The sequence below is a fragment of the Clostridium oryzae genome (assembly GCF_002029235.1).
GTDB lineage: Bacteria > Bacillota > Clostridia > Clostridiales > Clostridiaceae > Clostridium_AE > Clostridium_AE oryzae.
Genome location: NZ_MZGV01000081.1, coordinates 1 through 17,988, shown reverse-complemented (window position 1 = coordinate 17,988; position 17,988 = coordinate 1). Strand labels below are relative to the sequence as shown.

General features: G+C 33.5%; 14 protein-coding genes and 1 riboswitch. Of the genes, 4 read left to right on the top strand and 10 right to left on the bottom strand.

The features are described 5' to 3' along the window. The first annotated feature begins 92 nt into the window (after nt 1-92). The 4 genes from CLORY_RS20275 (at nt 93) to CLORY_RS20260 (ending at nt 4,803) form a co-directional block, all read left to right on the top strand. Complete coding sequence (locus CLORY_RS20275; protein WP_079427966.1) at nt 93-773, top strand: response regulator transcription factor; 681 nt, start codon at nt 93-95, stop codon at nt 771-773. Further along, nucleotides 770-2,260, top strand: a complete 1,491-nt coding sequence (locus CLORY_RS20270) for a sensor histidine kinase (protein WP_242954467.1) — start codon at nt 770-772, stop codon at nt 2,258-2,260. The genes CLORY_RS20275 and CLORY_RS20270 overlap by 4 nt, the downstream gene beginning before the upstream one ends. A gap of 358 nt (nt 2,261-2,618) precedes the next feature. Beyond that, the gene (locus CLORY_RS20265; protein WP_079427961.1) at nt 2,619-3,311 is read left to right on the top strand and encodes a response regulator transcription factor; all 693 of its coding nucleotides are present in this window, start codon (nt 2,619-2,621) and stop codon (nt 3,309-3,311) included. Between the two features lie 4 nt (nt 3,312-3,315). Then, complete coding sequence (locus CLORY_RS20260; protein ID WP_079427958.1) at nt 3,316-4,803, top strand: sensor histidine kinase; 1,488 nt, start codon at nt 3,316-3,318, stop codon at nt 4,801-4,803. A gap of 180 nt (nt 4,804-4,983) precedes the next feature. Here the strand turns inward: CLORY_RS20260 and ymfI are convergent, their stop codons facing one another. From ymfI to CLORY_RS20210, 10 genes are all read right to left on the bottom strand, one after another. Further along, complete coding sequence (ymfI, locus tag CLORY_RS20255; protein ID WP_079427956.1) at nt 4,984-5,727, bottom strand: elongation factor P 5-aminopentanone reductase; 744 nt, start codon at nt 5,725-5,727, stop codon at nt 4,984-4,986. After that, nucleotides 5,711-6,973, bottom strand: coding sequence for a phosphoribosylamine--glycine ligase (gene purD / locus CLORY_RS20250; protein WP_079427954.1), 1,263 nt, complete (start codon nt 6,971-6,973; stop codon nt 5,711-5,713). The genes ymfI and purD overlap by 17 nt, the downstream gene beginning before the upstream one ends. Nucleotides 6,974-7,042: 69 nt before the next feature. Further along, nucleotides 7,043-7,654, bottom strand: coding sequence for a phosphoribosylglycinamide formyltransferase (gene purN, locus CLORY_RS20245; protein WP_079427951.1), 612 nt, complete (start codon nt 7,652-7,654; stop codon nt 7,043-7,045). Next, nucleotides 7,642-8,640, bottom strand: coding sequence for a phosphoribosylformylglycinamidine cyclo-ligase (gene purM, locus CLORY_RS20240; protein ID WP_079427949.1), 999 nt, complete (start codon nt 8,638-8,640; stop codon nt 7,642-7,644). The genes purN and purM overlap by 13 nt, the downstream gene beginning before the upstream one ends. A 7-nt stretch (nt 8,641-8,647) precedes the next feature. Next, nucleotides 8,648-10,060, bottom strand: a complete 1,413-nt coding sequence (purF, locus tag CLORY_RS20235) for an amidophosphoribosyltransferase (RefSeq protein ID WP_079427947.1) — start codon at nt 10,058-10,060, stop codon at nt 8,648-8,650. Between the two features lie 19 nt (nt 10,061-10,079). Then, nucleotides 10,080-10,790 (bottom strand): phosphoribosylaminoimidazolesuccinocarboxamide synthase, encoded by a 711-nt coding sequence (purC, locus tag CLORY_RS20230; RefSeq protein WP_079427945.1) that lies wholly within the window; start codon nt 10,788-10,790, stop codon nt 10,080-10,082. 1 nt (nt 10,791) lies between these two features. Continuing rightward, on the bottom strand, nt 10,792-11,271 hold the full coding sequence (purE, locus tag CLORY_RS20225; RefSeq protein ID WP_079427943.1) for a 5-(carboxyamino)imidazole ribonucleotide mutase: 480 nt from the start codon (nt 11,269-11,271) through the stop codon (nt 10,792-10,794). 119 nt (nt 11,272-11,390) lie between these two features. Continuing rightward, nucleotides 11,391-15,164 (bottom strand): phosphoribosylformylglycinamidine synthase, encoded by a 3,774-nt coding sequence (locus CLORY_RS20220; RefSeq protein ID WP_079427941.1) that lies wholly within the window; start codon nt 15,162-15,164, stop codon nt 11,391-11,393. A 90-nt stretch (nt 15,165-15,254) separates the two neighbouring features. After that, a riboswitch (purine riboswitch) is annotated at nt 15,255-15,354 on the bottom strand. Between the two features lie 539 nt (nt 15,355-15,893). Next, nucleotides 15,894-16,823, bottom strand: a complete 930-nt coding sequence (locus CLORY_RS20215; RefSeq protein ID WP_079427939.1) for an SPFH domain-containing protein — start codon at nt 16,821-16,823, stop codon at nt 15,894-15,896. Nucleotides 16,824-16,845: 22 nt separating this feature from the next. Then, nucleotides 16,846-17,271, bottom strand: coding sequence for an NfeD family protein (locus tag CLORY_RS20210; RefSeq protein ID WP_079427937.1), 426 nt, complete (start codon nt 17,269-17,271; stop codon nt 16,846-16,848). Between the last annotated feature and the right edge of the window lie 717 nt (nt 17,272-17,988).

Here is a 17,988-nt window from a genome sequence, read left to right as displayed (position 1 = left end):
ATTTAAGATAGTAATATTTGAATATATAAATAATTTATATATAATGTAATTATATAATTGATATACGAAAATAAGTTTTGGAGTGGAGATATATGAGTAAAAGTGTACTTATTGTAGAAGATGAGGTAAGAATGAGAATTCTGATAAAGGATTACTTAAAACGTGAAAATTATCTGATATACGAGGCTGGAAACGGGTTAGATGCTATAAAGATTTTTAACAACAATAAAATAGATTTAATAATACTTGATATAATGATGCCATTTATGGATGGATGGGAGGTATGCAAAAACATAAGACAAAAATCACGGGTACCAATAATCATGTTAACAGCTAAAGCTGAGGAAGACGATAAGTTGCTTGGATATGAATTAGGTGCAGATGATTATGTAACAAAACCGTTTAGTGTTAAAATACTGGTGGCCAAAATAAAAGCTGTTTTTAATAGAATCGACTCAGCCAATAGTGCTGAACAATCAATAATAGAGGTTGACGGATTAAAGATAAATGAGCTGTCTCATGAGGTAATCTTAGATGAAAATGAAATTATATTATCTCCCAAGGAATATGAATTACTTTTATATCTTATAAAAAATAAAGGTATTGCATTGTCGCGAACTCAAATACTGGATAGTGTATGGGGTATTGATTATTATGGTGATGCAAGAACAGTAGATACTAATATAAAAAGACTTAGAGAAAAACTTGGAGAAAAATCTTATCTAATAGCTACAGTAAGGGGAAGCGGTTATAGATTCGAGGTAAGAAAATGAAGAAAAGTATTGTATATAAACTGTTTATTATAACTGCTGCGTTTTTATTAGCATTTTTTATTCTTACAATGAACTTTCAGTCAGTTTTTTTTGAGGAATTCTACAAATCTAGAAAAATGAAGAATCTAAAGATAAGTGTAGAGAGATTTAATGATATATACTCTAACAATAATTTATCTAACTCACAGCTTTATATAGTTATGAGACAGTTCGAAGAGAATAATAATGCTAAAATAGTTGTTCTTGGCAGTAATGGTGTAGCAAAGTACCTAGGCGATTCAAAAATGGATTCAGATTCAAGTAAAATAAATACTTTAAATAAAATTTTGAACGGATGGGTTGACTCGCCAGACAGGCTAGCAAAAATAATACGTCAGAGGAAGACTATAGTTGGGAAATATTACAATACCGATTTCGATATTAATAATATAATTTGCATATCCCCTTCTGTTGATAGAAACAACTCTGATGTGATTGTAGCGGTTTCATCGCTTCAGCCAATACAAGAGGCTTCAGATACAATAAGGGCTTTTTATATTTATATATTTGCTGGCGGTGTTGTTATGATTATAATATTGGCTTTGATATATTCTAATATGTTGTCTAAACCGCTTATTAAATTAAATAAATCTGCTGAGAATATGCTTAAAATGGATTTTTCAGTTAAATGTGATGTAAATAGTAAGGATGAAATTGGTAATCTAGCTAATACTTTAAATATACTCTCTGACAAATTGGACAATGCATTAAACGAATTGAGGCAGCAAAATGAGCAGCTAGAAGCTGATATTGAAAAGGAAAGAAAGATGGAGAGCATGAGAAAAGAGTTTGTTGCTGGAGTTTCTCATGAACTAAAAACCCCTATTTCATTAATATCTGGTTATGCTGAAGGTCTAATGGATAATGTAGTAGATGAGGAATCTCGAAGTTTTTATATAGATGTAATAATGGATGAAGCCCAAAAAATGGGCAATTTAGTTCACGATATGCTAGATCTTTCACAGCTTGAAAGCGGAAGCTTTAATTTCAATCCTAGGAATTTCTACATTAATTCCCTTATATCTGAATGTGTCCATAAACATAAGGAACTGCTTAAGGAAAGGTGCATAGATATAGAAACCATTTCTGATAACATAGAAGTCTATGGCGATGAAACGAGAATTGAACAAGTAATAACTAATTTTCTTACTAATGCAATAAGAAACACACCTGATAGCGGTACTATAAAGATAACTGTTTTTGATAAGGATAATGATAATGTGCAGATTCAGGTCGAGAATGATGGAGAGCACATAGAGCAAAAAGAAATGGAGAATATATGGGATAAGTTCTATAAAATCGATAAGTCCAGAACTAGAAACACTGGTGGGACAGGACTTGGACTTTCGATTACTAAAAATATTTTATTAGCACATAAAAGTACTTTTGGTGTAAAAAATATTGAAAATGGAGTAATGTTCTACTTTACATTAAGAAAGGCAATTTAATTAATTAGCAGCAAAGGCATTCAGTTATACTGAATGCCTTTAATTTTAGATCCATTTTATAGTATGTTTTGTATAACCTCTAATTGCTCTTCGGAGATAGTGCCATCAGATACCAAACCATTTAGAATAGAACTAAACGGACTGTCTTCTGTTGAATCAGATTTCTGATAAAACGCAATTTGAATCTCCTGATTGATTTATCGATGCCTATACGTAATTATGAATAACAATACTGTGGCAAAACAGTGAGATATTGTGGCTAAAATGTGGCAGATTAAAAATCACATAAAATTACACAAAAATCAAAATTAGTTTTAATAGATTTATGATAAAATATAAACCATGGAAGGTGAGCAAAATGGATAAAAAATTAATATACATAGCAGACGATGAAATTAATATTTGTAATATAATAAAATCATTTCTTTTCAAGGAAGGCTTTGAGGTAGAAACTTTTAATAATGGTGCACTTCTGCTAGATGCTTTTAATATGCGTCAACCAGACATGCTTATTCTGGATATTATGATGCCGGTGCTAGACGGATATTCCATTTGTGAGAGTATAAGAAAGAAAAGTCCGATACCTATAATAATAGTATCTGCTAAGGATACAGAACCTGATAAAGTAGCTGGATTAACTTTAGGGGCTGATGACTATCTCACCAAACCATTTAGCCCTATGGAATTAATAGCTAGAATAAAAAGCATTTTTAGAAGAATTGAATTTGATAAAACCCATATTCAAGGTAATATAATAAATATAGCTGATGTAACAATTAATCTAAATAAAAAACAGGTGCTAGTGAACAACAAAAATATTGGACTGACCAATATGGAATTTTCACTGCTTTACTATTTAATAAACAATAAAAATAGAGCGATAAGCCGCAGTGAACTTCTTGTTAAAGTGTGGGGTTTTGAAAGTGAAGTTGAAACTAGAGCTACTGATGACATGATTAAGAGGATAAGAAAAAAATTAACCGGTGCAGGTTCTTTGTTAAAAGTGGATACTGTATGGGGATTTGGTTTTACAATTCAAGATAAGGAATGACGATATGAAATATAACACCATAAAATGGAGAATTTTTAAATATAATACATTGGTTATAATAATGCTGATTATCCTAACAACCATTATATTCAACATGGCAGTGCGAATATATTTTGAAAAAGATATACAGGATCAACTTAGTAAGATAGCCAATAGCACGGAAGACACTGCTTTGCGGCACGGACCTGATTTCCTTTCAGAACCACAAAGTGATATACAACCTGCTCCAAGAAATGTACAGAAGGTTTACAATAACGAACAGCAAAATGGAAATATATCTAGATTCTACTTCATGCTAGATAGAAATTTAAAGAATTCGCTAACATTATTAAATTCAGATTTTTTGCTGCTGGATAAAAATAAAAATATTATAACACCTTTTCCAGAAGACGAATATAAAGCTTCAAGCAATGTCTCAAAAAAGATTATAGAGAAAATTAATGATTTGAAAATACCTAATCAGGAAGAATTTGTGAATCTAAGGTTATCAAATTCGGAGTATGTAGCTATCATAAAACCTGTGTATGATAAAAACTCATTTGGTTTGGGATGGATAATAATATATTCAAGCCTTCAAAAAGTAAATCAGCTTCAGAAAACGATAAATATACTTTTATCTATAATATTGGTTTTTTCTGCCGTTATTATTGGAGTATTTTCATCACATATATCAAAGAAAATATCTACTCCTTTTATATATTTAAACAAGTATATAAAAGATATAGCAGCTAGAAATTTTGGCGATAAAATTCATATAACAGTTGATGATGAATTAAAAGAATTTGTCTATAATATCAATATAATGTCTGAAAAACTTGAAACCTACGATAAAGCTCAGAAGACATTTTTACAGAATGCATCCCATGAGTTTAGAACACCCTTAATGTCTATACAAAGTTATGCTGAAGGCATAAAATATAATATTATAGAAAGCGAAATTGCTGTAGATGTTATATTAGATGAAACAAAACGTATGACACATCTTATAGAAGATTTGCTGTATTTATCCAGACTTGACGCAATTGAAGAAAATTATGATTTTAAAGCTGTTAACGTGCATGATCTTCTAACTGATTGTATAGAACGTATGGATGGCATTGCAATAAAAAATAGTATCAGTATTATTGTAAATGAAAAGGATCAACGCACAATTATCTGCGCAGACGAGGAAAAGCTTAACCGAGCTATTGTGAATATAATAGGTAATTGCATTCGCTATGCCGAAACTAACATAATAATATCTGTTAAATATACCGGCAGTGATGTAATAATAGAGATTTGTGACGATGGAGCTGGATTTGACGATAATGAAATAGATAATATCTTTGATAGGTTTTATAAAGGAAGAAAAGGAAATAGCGGGCTCGGCTTATCCATAAGTAAGAACGTAATTGAGAAGCATAACGGGAAAATTACTGCTAAAAATTCTGAAATTGGAGCTAGTTTTATTATAGAGTTACCTGCTTACTATGAGAAAGAAAATAAAGAGTAAGGAATTCAGCTGTGCTGAATTCCTATATCAGTTAAATAGAAATTATAATAGATAAGTTGTGAAAGTTCTAATACATTCTGACTTCTAAAAAATCCTAGGGTCGAACCGATTTAGCAGTGATATTTTAGAAGCCATAATGTAAGAACTTTATTGCAATTTATATAGATACAATCTGTGCGATTAGATAAATCCTCCATCTACAGTAAGTATCTGACCGGTCATATATTCAGATTCCTTGCTGCATAAGAAACAAACTGTATTAGCAATATCTTCAGGTCTGCCAAAGTAGCCTAACGGAATTTCTTCTTCCAATTCTTTTTTTTCTTCCTCACTGAGCCATTTATTCATGCTTGTATCTATGACACCAGGTGCAACTGCATTAACTCGTATTTTTGATGGCGCCATTTCTTTTGCTAACGCTTTCGTAAAGGAGTTTATAGCTCCTTTGGTAGCAGAATATATGCATTCACAGGAAGCACCAACGTTGCCCCAGATCGATGATATATTTACAATAGAACTAAAGTCAGTATTCTTAAGCATTGCAGATAAAGCTAGATGGCTCATGTTAAACATACCTTTAACATTAATATCTAACATTCTGCTCCACATTTCAGGTGTATAATCAATAAATAAACCTATTTCTGAAATACCTGCATTGTTAACTAATATATCAAGCCTGCCAAACTTATTTAATGTGAAATCCATAGCTTTTTTGCAAGCTTCATAATCACTTATGTCCCACTTTTGCATTACTGCATAGCCGCCTGCGGCTTTTATCATATTTAAAGTTTCTGTTGCTCCGATTTCATCGCTGGAATAATTTATGACTACTGAAGCGCCGTTTTTAGAAAGATTTAAAGCTATAGCTCTTCCAATACCTCTGGAAGAGCCTGTTATAATAGCGACTTTACCTGTTAAATTCATATATAGTACCTATATCTTTTCTGAAGTACATATCTTTAAAAGATACTTTTTTAAGGTTGTCATAAGCTTTTTTCTTCGCTTCTTCAGCAGTATCTCCAAGAGATTGAACACAGAGAACTCTGCCGCCTGACGTAACAAGCTTTGAATCTTTTTCTACTGCTCCGGCAACAAATACTTTTCCACTATTCATTTTCTCGCAGCTTATTTCATAACCTTTTGCATAAGAAGCTGGATAACCACCAGATGCAGCAACGATGCAACAGCTGCTTTGTTTCTTCCATGTCAGTTTAAAGTTTGATAAATCTTTCTTTAACGCGCTTTGAATGAGTTCAACTAAGTCACTTTCCATAATTGGAAGAACAGCCTGAGTTTCAGGATCACCAAGTCTTACATTGTACTCGAGAAGGTATACACCTTTCTTTGTTATCATGACTCCAAAGAAAATTATACCTATATAGTCAAGATTCTCACCTTTTATTCCTTTTAGAGTAGGCTGTAAGATATCCCTATCAAAGCTTTCTAATACATCATTGGTGCAGTATGGATTAGGTGCTATAGCTCCCATTCCCCCAGTATTAGGACCCTTGTTTTCATCGTAAATCTGCTTATGATCCTTAGAAGATATGAAAGGAATAATAGTATTTCCATCTGTTATAGATAGAATGGAAGCTTCCACTCCATCTAGGAATTCCTCTATTACTACCTTTTTACCTGAACCAGCAAAAATATCATTAATCATAAAATCTTTAAGAGTACTTTCAGCATCAGCAGCATTTTCACAGATTACAACGCCTTTTCCAGCTGCTAGGCCATCAGCTTTAACAACTACAGGATAGCAGCAGTTTTTTATGTATTCAAGAGCAGGCTTTATTTGGTCAAACGAAGCATATTCAGCAGTTTTAACACCATACTTCTTCATGAAATCCTTTGAGTAAATCTTGCTGCCCTCAAGTTTAGCGGCTTCTTTGGATGGTCCAAAGATAGCTAAGCCATTTTTTCTAAATTCATCAACGAATCCCTTTGTAAGAGGTTCCTCTGGTCCTACTATTGTAAGCTCAACGTGGTTATCTTTTGCGAAAGATATTAATTCATTCAGGTTAGTGAGAGGTATGTTCTCACATTTATCTTCGAAAAAAGTTCCGCCGTTTCCTGGAGCACAGTATACTTTTTCTACAGTACTGTTTTGAGCTACTTTCCAGGCTATAGCATGTTCGCGTCCGCCAGAACCAATAACTAATATTTTCATAACAGGCTCCTTTCTAAATGACTTAAGTTTATATATTACCACACAATATTATAACAGAAACTGATTTCATTATTTTAGAATTTTAACTTTATTATTGTTAAGCTCTACTTTATGCTCAGAAATTAGTTTAAGTGCAGTAGGGAGTGCTATATGTTCCTCAATTAGTACTCTTTTCTGAAGCATTTCCGCAGTATCTTCATAATAAACGGGGACTGTCCTTTGCAGGATTATCGGACCCGAATCTGTTCCTTCATCAACAAAATGAACGGTACAGCCTGATACTTTAACACCGCTCTCGATTGCTGCTTCATGTACTTTTATACCATACATGCCATTACCACAGAAACTAGGGATTAGGGAAGGATGAATATTTATTATTCTTCCCTCAAATTTTTTTAATATATCCCCTCTTAATATAGACAAAAATCCTGCTAGAACTATAAAGTCAACCTTATTTTCTATAACTGAAAGTATTGTGTCAGATAATTTCTCTTTATATTCTTTCTTATCAAATATATACGTTTTTATTCCGTTTTTTTCAGCTCTCTCTATACCAAAAGCATTATTTTTATCGGAAATAACGAAGCTTATTTCACACTGCAGTTCTTTAGAATTTACAGCATCTATTATTGACTGAAGATTGCTTCCGCTGCCGGATATAAGCACTGCTATTTTAAGCAAACTCCGTCACCTCCAGCTGAAATATAGCCTATTTCGTAGGCATCTTCACCTTTGGCTTTTAGTGATTTTATAACATTATCAGCATCTTCTTTTGCTACACAAAGTACAAAACCTATACCCATATTAAATGTATTATACATATGAGTTTCATCTACTCCCAAAGATATTATATGGTCAAATATAGCAGGTTTAGGAAAACTATTTTTATTAATTACAGCTGTAAGCTTATCTTTAAACATTCTTGGAATATTTTCAATAAACCCGCCGCCAGTGATGTGTGCCATGCCTTTAATGTTGAATTCTTCTATAATTTTAAGTACTGGTTTTACATATATTTTAGTAGGAGTAAGAAGTACGTCTCCTATATTCTTACCGTTAAAGTCTGTAGTTATATCAGGTATAAGTTTTCTTATAAGGGAATAACCATTGCTGTGAGGTCCAGATGATGAAAGTCCTATAAGAACATCGCCTTCTTTTATGGTACTGCCGTCTATTATCTTAGATTTATCAACTACACCGACTACGAAACCAGCTATGTCATATTCGCCTTCCGCATAAAAACCAGGCATCTCAGCTGTTTCTCCACCTACTAGTGAGCAGTCAGCTTGAAGACAGCCATCGGCTACTCCTTTAACCAAATCTGAAGAAACCTCTGCTTCCAGTTTTCCACAAGCTATATAATCAAGGAAAAAAAGAGGCTTTGCGCCATGGCATAAAACATCATTCACGCACATTGCAACACAATCTATACCTACTGTATCGTACTTTTTTTTCTTGAAAGCTATTTCAAGTTTTGTTCCAACACCATCAGTACCTGATACAAGTACCGGCCTTTTATAGCCTTCAGGTATTTCTACCATAGAAGCAAAACTGCCTATATTGTTAAGCACATAGGATTGAAGAGTTTTCGCAGCATGATCCTTTATAAGGCTTACAGATTTGTAACCCTCTTCAATATTTACTCCAGAATCTTTATAAGTAATCATAAAATTCCTACCTTTCCAATCTTTCTTTGTCAACTTCAATAGGAGTAGCTACAGGGTATACACCATTAAAGCAGCCAAGACAAAATATGTGTTTTTTTCCGAAACTTTTAAGAAGACCTTCGAGACTTATATACCCAAGGCTGTCTGCACCAGTTTGTTCTCTTATTTCTTCAACTGATAGATTAGCTCCTATAAGTTCTTTTCTATAAGCTATATCTATACCAAAATAGCACGGATATTTTACTACAGGAGATGCAACTCTGAAATGAACCTCTTTAGCTCCTGCATTTTTTAATTGTTCTACAAGTTTCCTGCTGGTAGTACCTCTTACTATGGAATCTTCAACAAGGACTACCCTTTTATCTTTCACATTTACTTTAAGTACGTTAAGTTTTATAGATACTGCTCTTTCTCTTATTTCCTGTGTCGGTGCAATAAAAGTTCTGCCTACGTATTTATTTTTAATAAAGCCTGTGCCATAAGGAATTCCCGAAGCTTCAGCATAGCCTACTGCTGCAGCAAGGCCTGAATCAGGTACACCTACAACAATATCAGCGTCTACAGGATGTTCCTCGAAAAGCGTTTTACCAGCTCTAACCCTTGATTCATATACGTTTATTCCGTCTATTACACTATCAGGACGTGCAAAATATATATATTCAAACGCACAGGTGGCGCATCCTATCTTTTCTGTAGGATTAAGTGATTTGATACCATCTTTATCTATAATAACGATCTCTCCTGCGTTTACATCTCTTACAAAATCGGCACCTATGGTATCGAGGGCACAGCTTTCAGAAGCAAGGACATAGCTATTATTTAGCTTACCTATGCACAAAGGTCTTATTCCATTAGGATCTCTTACACCTATTAATTTATCCTGCGTAAGAATAACAATAGCAAAGGAACCTTTTATGGCTTGAACTGCGTTAAACACAGCTTTTTCAATAGATTCTCCTGAATTTCTGGCAATCAAATTCAAAATAACTTCAGTATCAATAGAGGTCTGAAACATGCAGCCGCCATTTTCTAGAAGTTCTCTTATTACATCTGCATTTACTAGATTACCATTATGAGCTATAGCTATAGGACCAAGTTTATATTTAGAGAGAATAGGCTGAGCATTATTAATATTACTGGATCCTGTAGTAGAATATCTAACGTGGCCGATCGCAGCATTACCTTTAAGTTTTGATAAGTTATCTTCATTAAATACATCCGGAACAAGTCCCATACCCTTATGCCCATTTAATTCTTTGCCATCTGAGACTACTATACCAGCACTCTCCTGACCTCTGTGCTGAAGAGCATAGAGACCAAAGTAACTAACACTGGCTACATCCAAATTATCTTCTTCACTAGAAAAAATACCAAAAACTCCACATTCCTCTTTGAATTTATCGCTCAATATTTTATTCATAAACTATATCCTTTCAATATTATTTGCTATGAGAAATTCTATTGAGTATTTCGATGTAGGCATCTTCTACATTACCCAAATCCCTTCTGAATCTATCTTTATCAAGTTTCTCATTTGTTTTAGCATCCCAGAACCTGCAGGTATCTGGTGAAATTTCATCTGCAAGTACTATTTCTCCGTTATATTTTCCGAACTCAAGTTTGAAATCTATTAGTTTGATTCCAAGACCTAAGAAGAACTCTTTAAGAACATCATTTATTTTACTAGTCATAGAATAAATTGTATCAAGTTCTTCGCGGGTTGCTGCACCTATGGCTATGGCATGTGTATCGTTTATTAATGGATCTCCAAGAGCATCATCCTTATAGCTTAATTCAAAAACAGTTGTTTTAAGCTGATAACCTTCTTCAAGGCCAAGTCTTTTAGCCATGCTTCCAGCTGCTATATTCCTTACTATTACTTCTAGAGGAACTATCTGAACTTTTTTGCAAAGCTGTTCTCTATCACTTAGTTTCTTAACAAAATGAGTTTTTATTCCGTGTTTAGCTAATAGCTCGAATAACATTGAAGTTATAGAGTTATTCATAACTCCTTTATCGGAAATCTGCCCTTTCTTTTCTCCATTGAAAGCAGTTGCATCATCCTTGTAATATATTATTACTTCATCTGCTTTATTTGTAGCATATACCTTTTTAGCTTTTCCTTCATATAACATTTCTAATTTTTCCATGTTAAAATTCCACTCCTTCATTGTTATCCTTTATAAATTTATCTTTCATATCTTTTCTATATTGAATTAATTTTTTAGCTATAGTCTCATCTTTAAGAGCTAACATTTGAACTGCTAGCATTCCTGCATTGTAGCTGTTATTTATTCCAACGGTTGCTACTGGTATTGACTTAGGCATTTGTACTATAGCAAGCAGTGAATCCATACCATTAAGTGCTGCGTTTATTGGAACCCCTATTACTGGTTTAGTAGTATGAGATGCTATAACACCTGGAAGGTGTGCTGCAAGTCCTGCACCAGCTATTATGCACTGACAGTCTTCTTTCTCAAGCTTATCTAGAACCTCTACAAGTCTCTCGGGGACTCTGTGTGCTGATAAAATGTGAGCTTCGTATTCTATGCCAAATTCCTTTAGAGCAGTGGCTGCACCTTTCATCACATCTTTGTCGGATTTACTTCCAAAGATTATTGCAACTTTCATAATTATATTCTCCTCTCAATGCTTCTATATTGATTAATTAGGAACTACGAATGAAGAGTTTATGATTAAAATTCAGCAAGGCTGTGTTTTTACTTTCATTTTTAATCCCTCATTCTTTATTATTTAAAGTATTTGACGCCAGCGTCGAATAGCTTCTGATCCTTCTCACCCATAATATTTTTATGAACAAATTGTCCACGTCTTTCACTGTGTCCCATTTTACCGAATATTCTTCCATCAGGACTAGTTATTCCTTCTATAGCATACATTGAACCATTTGGATTGAATGGCATATAGTTAACCGCATTTCCATCAAGATCAACATATTGAGTAGCCACTTGACCATTTTCAAACAATTTGTTTATGACTCTGTCAGTTCCTACAAATCTTCCTTCACCATGGGATACAGCTATTGAATGTATATCCCCAACTTTTACATTATTCAGCCAAGGAGATTTATTTGAAACTATCTTTGTATTAACTATGCAGGAAACGTGTCTGCCTATATTGTTATAGGTAAGTGTCGGAGCATCAACATCTAAATCAGTTATTTCACCATAAGGTACGAGACCAAGTTTTATTAGTGCCTGGAAGCCGTTACAGATACCAAGAATAAGACCATCTCTATTTTTTATAAGATCCATTACAGCATCTTTTAATTCTGGATTTCTAAATACATTTGCGATAAATTTTCCGGAACCTTCTGGTTCGTCACCTGCACTGAAGCCTCCTGGAATCATTAATATTTGAGATTCCCTTATAGCTTTTTCCATAGCTCTAACTGATTCCTTGATATTTTCTGGCTTTAAATTTTTAAATACGTATGTGTTGGAAACTGCACCAGCTTTTTCAAAAGCCCTAGCACTGTCATATTCACAGTTAGTTCCTGGAAAAACAGGAATGAAAACTCTAGGTTTAGCGCTGCCGATGGATAGACCAAAGCTGTGCTTATTTGTTTCATTATATAATCTTTCTTCATATGCTCTTTTTTCTTCAGAAGTTCTAGTAGGAAAAATAGTTTCCAGCGGTGAAATCCATGCTTCTATAGCTTCGTCAACTGCTATATTCATACTATTCAATTTAATCCTGCTATCTTTTGAAGTTATACCGAGAACTGAATAATCTTTTCCGGAGAACTCTTTTTCTATATTAACGTCGTCATTTAACTCTATTATGAAGGATCCATAATAAGGTATGAATAATTCTTCCTCATCAAAGCTATTGTCAAAGTTGAAACCAATTTTATTACCGAAACTCATCTTAGATACTGCTTCGCAGATACCACCGTAACGAATACTGCTGCAGGAAGCTGCTTTATGCTGCTCTATAAGCTTTGATATAAGATTAAAGTTAGTTTTTAACTTATCAAACTCAGGAAGCATTTCATCATTTATAGCTGATTTAAGTAATACAACTTTATGGTTAGCAGCTTTAAATTCTTGAGAAACTATTATATCGGCATCTTTTACAACGTCTAAGGCAAATGAAACAAGTGTAGGAGGAACATCTAAATCATTGAAACTTCCTGACATACTGTCTTTTCCGCCAATAGCTGCAATTTCAAGTTCTTCTTGAGCATGAAAAGCGCCAAGTAATGCTGCAAATGGTTTTCCCCATCTATATGGATCTGTACCAAGTCTTTCAAAATATTCCTGAAAAGTTAGTTTTGTACTTTCTAATTTACCGCCCACTGCAACTACACGTGCTGCTGATTCCACAACTGAATAAACAGCTCCATGGAATGGACTAAGTTTCGATATTTTAGGATTAAACCCATAGGACATAACTGTAGCTACTGTTGTATCACCATTTAGTACAGGAACCTTTGCGGCCATAGCTTCATTTGGAGTAAGCTGATATTTACCACCGTAAGGCATAAGTACTGTATTAGCTCCAATTGTGCTGTCAAATCTTTCAACTAAACCTTTTTGGCTACATACATTAAGCTCTGACAGTTTGTTTAGCCACGCCTCTTTAAGTGGTTTATCAGATTTTTTAGCTTTGAATATACTATCTATATCTTTAACTTCAGCTATAGCAACATCGCTGTAAGCCTTAGCTCCATTACTGTTAAGAAAATCTCTGCTTATATCAACTATTGCATTGCCTTTCCAATTAAGTACTAATCTGTTTGTATCAGTAACTGTAGCGACTGCTGTTGCTTCTAGGTTTTCGTTATTGCATAAGTTTATAAATTTATCAGCTGAATCAGCAGTTACAACAACTGCCATTCTCTCCTGAGACTCAGAGATAGCAAGCTCTGTACCGTCCAGTCCCTCATATTTTTTTGTAACTACATCCAAGTTTATATCAAGACCGTCAGCTAATTCACCAATAGCTACAGAAACTCCACCGGCTCCGAAGTCATTACATCTTTTAATTAATGTACTGACTTCTGGATTTCTAAATAGCCTTTGAATCTTTCTCTCAGTAGGAGGATTACCTTTTTGAACTTCAGCTCCACAAGTTGATATAGATTTCTCAGTATGCTTTTTAGATGAACCTGTAGCTCCGCCGCAGCCATCTCTTCCTGTACGTCCACCAAGAAGTATTACTATGTCTCCGCCAACAGGAACTTTTCTTATAACATTCTCTGCAGGGGCAGCTCCAACTACTGCGCCAATTTCCATTCTTTTAGCTATATAACCTTCATCATATACTTCGTTAACCATACCAGTAGCAAGACCTATCTGATTACCGTAGGAACTGTAACCGTGGGCAGCTTCTGTAGTTATTTTTTTCTGAGGAAGTTTACCTGAAAGTGTATCTTTGATTGAAGTTCTTGGATCCCCGCTTCCGGTTACTCTCATAGCTTGATATACATAGGAACGTCCCGAAAGTGGATCTCTTATAGCTCCTCCCAAGCAAGTTGCTGCACCACCGAAAGGTTCAATCTCAGTTGGGTGGTTGTGAGTTTCGTTTTTAAACATTATAAGCCATTCTTCATCTTTTCCGTCAATTGGTATATTAACTTTAATGCTGCAGGCATTTATTTCTTCAGATTCATCTAAATTTTTAAGTTTGCCCTGCTTTTTTAGATGTTTCATTGCTATTGTTGCTAAATCCATCAATGTCACTGGTCTATTCTTTTTTGGATATACGCTTAAATGGGAATCAAGATATTTTTTATAACTCTCTTCTATGGCCTTGTTGAAACGGCCTTCATCGATTTTTACAGATTGAATTTCTGTCTGGAATGTGGTGTGTCTACAATGGTCTGACCAATAAGTATCCAATACTCTGATTTCTGTAATGGAAGGATTTCTTTTTTCTTCATTCTTAAAATAGTGCTGGCAAAGCTTTATATCATCAAAGCTCATTGCTAAATTTAAACTTTTATATAATGATTTAAGTCCATCTAAGTCAAGATCTATGAAACCTTCTAGTATTTCTACACTTTGTGGAAGTTCATAGTTTTCTTCAAGCTTCTCTGGTTTATCTAGAGATGCTTCTCTTGAATCTACAGGATTTATATAATAATCTTTTATTTTTTTCAATTCTTCTTGAGATAAATTACCTTCTAATATAATAACTTTTGATGTATGCACAAGAGGTCGCACGCCTGCGGTAATAAGCTGAACACATTCTGCTGCGGAGTCTGCCCTCTGATCGTACTGACCAGGCAGGAATTCGGTAGCAAAAGCATATTGATTTGAACTAAAAGAGAAATTTTCGTAATAAACATCGTCGACATTTTTCTCGGAAAAAATATTGTCCGCTGCAACTTTGAATTCTTCATCAGATATTCCTGATACATCATAACAATTCAAAATTCTAATCGCTTTTAAACTGTTCAGACCTAGATTTGCTTTTAGATCATTAAACAGATTCTGCGCTTCTACATTAAACCCTTTCTTTTTTTCTACGTACACTCTTCTAACATTCTTACTCATTATAAATTCACTTCTCCTTAAATATTAATAAACTGCATACTAGAGTAGATCCTGTTTTACATAAAAAAAGGCAACGAAAGGAAATTTTCTATTGACTTAAGATTTACCCATAGTAGAAAGTTTATGGCTTCCTGTAGATACTCCAAAACCTTATTATTTGGATTATATGGATATTTTATTTTTTAAATAAAATATTATTTATATAATTTTACGTATTCGACTGTAGAACAATATTGTCAAAGTGATAATTGTTGCTACACAAATATATTAACATCAATTAAGAACTGTGTCAATAATCAAGCTTAAAAATATAATATTATTCGCACTGGTACGAATAATATTATATTTTTAAGCTCCTAAAATAAGATAAAATGCAATTATCATTTTTGTTGTGAAACTCTTAAAAACATATAATCTTGGTTCAAGAAATGCTCTAAGGATGTTAGATAAAGAGATGAAAGAAAGGTATAAAAAATGAAATGTTGTGGCACAAAGGAGATATAGAGAAAATTTAGCAATTATCCGCGTCTTTTAGGCAAATTTCCGTTAAGATGGCGAATTGTTTGAGGCGCAACCGAGTTATGAACCATTAGGAAATTTGACTAAAAGATGCGGTCAAATTGCTACTGGGTTATCTAAACATGCTCATTATCATTCGCAGATAACCCGTTAAAGGCCATTTAGTCCTTTAACCAAGCGGAACTAGCCGACATAGGGTGTAACCATTTTTTATCTTTTTAACATTTCGCCTATAGCAGCTATGCTGCCAAGAGAAGATAATGTTTCATTTGGCAGTATAAGTTTGTTTGCCGGATTCTTAGCCATTTCCTGTAAAGCCTCAACTTGTTTAAGTGCAATTACAGTCTCATTAGTACCAGATTCAAGTATTGCTTTATTTACAAGAGCAATGGCTTGTGCTTGAGCTTCAGCTATTGCTTCAATTGCTTTTGCTTTACCTTCTGCTTCAAGAAGCTGAGATTCTTTTAATCCTTCAGCCCTTCGAATGTTTGCTTCCTTATCTGCTTCTGCAGTAAGGATCTTAGCCTGCTTTTCTCCTTCAGCCTTAGCTATTTCAGACTGCTTTTGACCTTCAGCTTGAAGTATTACAGCTCTTTTATCTCTTTCAGCTTTCATCTGTTTTTCCATTGCTTGCTGTATTTCAGCCGGCGGAATAATATTTTTTATCTCTACTGATAATATTTTTATTCCATAAGCATCTGTAACTTCATCTATTATTTGTAAAAGTCTTGAATTGATTTGATCTCTTCCTGACAGAACTTCATCTAATGTCATATCTCCCACTATGTTTCTCATATTGGTTATAGTTGAATAAATAATACCATGAGTGAAGTTTTCTATATTATATACTGCATCCTTTGGGTTCATAATTTTGTAGAAAATAACATTATCAATAGAAATCTTTACATTATCTTTTGTTATAACGTTTTGCGGTTCTATATCAAGTATCTGCTGTTTTGTAGATACTCTCTTTCTTATGAAATCTGCAAAGGGTATAACAAGATGCCAGCCTGGTTCCAGTATTTTATTAAATTGTCCGAACCTTTCAAGAACAAAAACGTAACCTGTGTTTACTACCTTTATTGAAGATAGTAAGCCAATGATGATTATTAATGCTAACACTAATAAAAAAATAATCATTATATTTCAACTCCTTAATAAATTAAATTTTTTTGACCACTAGTTTATTGCCTTCTATACCAGTTATCTCGATTTTATCACCCTTTTTAATTGCTTCCCCGCTGTTTTTTAGTGTCCAGTAGATACCATCAACTTTTACTGTTGTTTTATCTGAAAAATCACTTTCGGCTGTAAGAACTCTGCCTATATAGCTTTCCTCCATAGTCGGAATTTTCTTAACTGTACTTTTTATTGTTTTTTTAGCTAGTGGATATCCTACTGCCATGAAAACAGCAGATACTAATACAAAAGTTAGTATTTGTATTGTAACATTATATCCTGTAATATTAGCTATACAAGCTGCTATAGAGCCTACTGTGAACCATACAAATATAAACGTACTTGTAAAAATGTCAATAAATAGCGCCACAAAGCCTATAACGATCCAAATTACTAATAATGAGTCCATTGTTATAACCTCCCTTTTTATTTAAATCTATTATAATATATATATATCGGAAAATAAATAGACTAACTTGTTTAGATAAGTGCATCCTTTATATTGTGTAGACACTTTAAAGTAAACAATAGTATAATTGATATATGAATGTTAAATTAATTTATATACAACATAAGTATATTGCGAACCAGCAATAGGAGCGTTGACCGCTCGGTCAACGCTCCCTGCGGGCTCTGTAAATTATATAGATTGCTAGTTTTAAAGTACCGTCTCTAAAATTTCTACACGTTAATTTTACAGACGTTATTTGATGAAGTTGTATCTTTAATTTTTCTTCGTAGATTATTAAGTGTGATCTTAATTATAAAGAGAGTTAAAGGCTTCTCTTCAATATGGAAACTGTTATAATTAACTTTCTTTTAATAATCCAACTACTTAAAAGCCTATTAATCGTGACAGGGCTCTACGAAGAAGCAGGTCTTCGAAGCCAAGACCTGTCCTGCTTAGATAGCTTTTTAAGGTTATCTCTATTAAAATGGATATTAGTTTTAGCAATTTCCAAATTAAAAAGAGGTTTTTTATCTTTCTAAAAAATTAGCGATGCACTTTAGTTTTCTTCGAAGAAATTAAAAAATTGTTATTCCATAGAATAACGTTTATCCAATAGCACTTAGTTTATATTTAAAAGATACATTAAATAATTAACAGCTATTTAATTTACAGAAC